This is a genomic window from Wolbachia endosymbiont of Pentalonia nigronervosa (assembly GCF_014534705.1).
Lineage (GTDB): Bacteria > Pseudomonadota > Alphaproteobacteria > Rickettsiales > Anaplasmataceae > Wolbachia.
In genome coordinates, this window is record NZ_JACVWV010000151.1 from 1 (window position 1) to 1,448 (window position 1,448).

At 33.5% G+C, this 1,448-nt stretch carries 1 protein-coding gene and 1 pseudogene; one reads left to right on the forward strand and one right to left on the reverse strand.

What is annotated here, in order from left to right:
* Positions 1–333: 333 nt before the first annotated feature.
* Entirely contained in the window at positions 334–1,254 is a 921-nt protein-coding gene (locus IC220_RS07510; protein WP_188153789.1) for a patatin-like phospholipase family protein, read from the reverse strand.
* A 1-nt stretch (position 1,255) separates the two neighbouring features.
* On the opposite strand from IC220_RS07510, the pseudogene IC220_RS07965 reads away from it, so the two are divergent.
* Positions 1,256–1,448 (forward strand): annotated as a pseudogene (locus IC220_RS07965) (phospholipase D family protein); the annotation flags it as partial.

Here is a 1,448-nt window from a genome sequence, read left to right on the forward strand (position 1 = left end):
TGCAAAATCTTAGTACCTAATGTTGTGTGAGCAATTGTACCAATAACCGATAGAAGGAGTGATCTATTATTTCTGGTTCTATCTATTTTATTAGCAATTTTTTTCAAAGCCATTTCAACATCTTTCATACTGACTCCTAAAAAAGCATTTTATACTACAGTCTATAGCATCACAGGTTATCTAATTATTAACTCTATATGCTCGTGTAGATTTAATATATGCGCACAACAAGCCACTGTAGCGAGTATTTTGCATATAAAAAGAGACATATTTATATTAATATATCAGCTTAGTTTATTAAGTATTTTGCGTAAGTTCCATCAGCTTCTTTTGTTAACATATATTGCACAATTCATCTATTATAGCTTGATTATTCTCTACCATTTCGTATGCCTCTTGTTGAAGATGCTCGATATTTTGGGGCGTAGTGTCATCCATTTCAGCCGATGCTATCTTGAGCTGTGACTGTATTCTTATGTATTTATCACCCATTACTTGTTCTAGTTGATAATCAACACAGTCCAATCCAGAGGCAAACATTACATTTATTAGCGGCTTTATCCAACTAATCTTGCCGAATCTTCTTGAATTAGCATACTCTATACTTCTAGCCGTCCTGCCAGTGCCAAGTGACAAAATTACAATATCATCATTTGGAAATAATCTTCTTCCACTTGCATACGCACAAGCAGCAGGATTATTGGCAAACACCCCTCCATCCACTAATATTCTATCTATCTGGTTAATTTCTAAATGTTTTGGTATGAAATAGGTAGGTGCTGCTGTTGTAGCTCTGAGTGCATCTTTTAACTTAATGTTTTCTCTTTTCCAGCTTTTAAAGAAAAATGGACAGTTATTTTGAATGTCATAACTGGTAAGTAGTAGATTACTTGAAATGTCAGCAGTAGTACTTTTGCCGAAGTATTTATCAAGAATGAATTCTATATTTTGATATGAGTACTGAGCACCATTAAACCATGAAGCGATCGATTTTCTCCAAAACGATGATTTAAAAATATATGGTCCATATTGTTGATAAAGTTCAACCAAATCATTGGCTGAGTATTGAGGACTTCCTTTGTTATTTTTTTTACATAAACCAGCTACAACAACTCCACCTGTTGAGGTTCCTGCCATCAGGTCAAAGATTTGGGAAATAGGTTTTTTTGATCTTTTTTCTATTTCTGTTAGTATTATAGCTGGTATGATACCTCTTATTCCTCCACCATCAATGGATAGTATAAATTTGGTCATAATGTTTAGATGTTTTTTATCTTTTTTAATATGTGTAGCTTTATCTGGGTGCATTTGTCCGAAAACTTCTGTTTGTTTCACGCCTGGAGAAAATTGCACTGCTAAAATAATCAATGAAATTGACAATTCTCAAAAATATGTATACATTCAGGCATACGAGTTCACTTCCAAGCCAATTGCAAAATCTTTGATTC

Excerpts from the sequence above, each read along its gene's own strand:
- IC220_RS07510 (WP_188153789.1), bottom strand. The coding sequence starts at position 1,254 with ATGACCAAATTTATACTATCCATTGATGGTGGAGGAATAAGAGGTATC.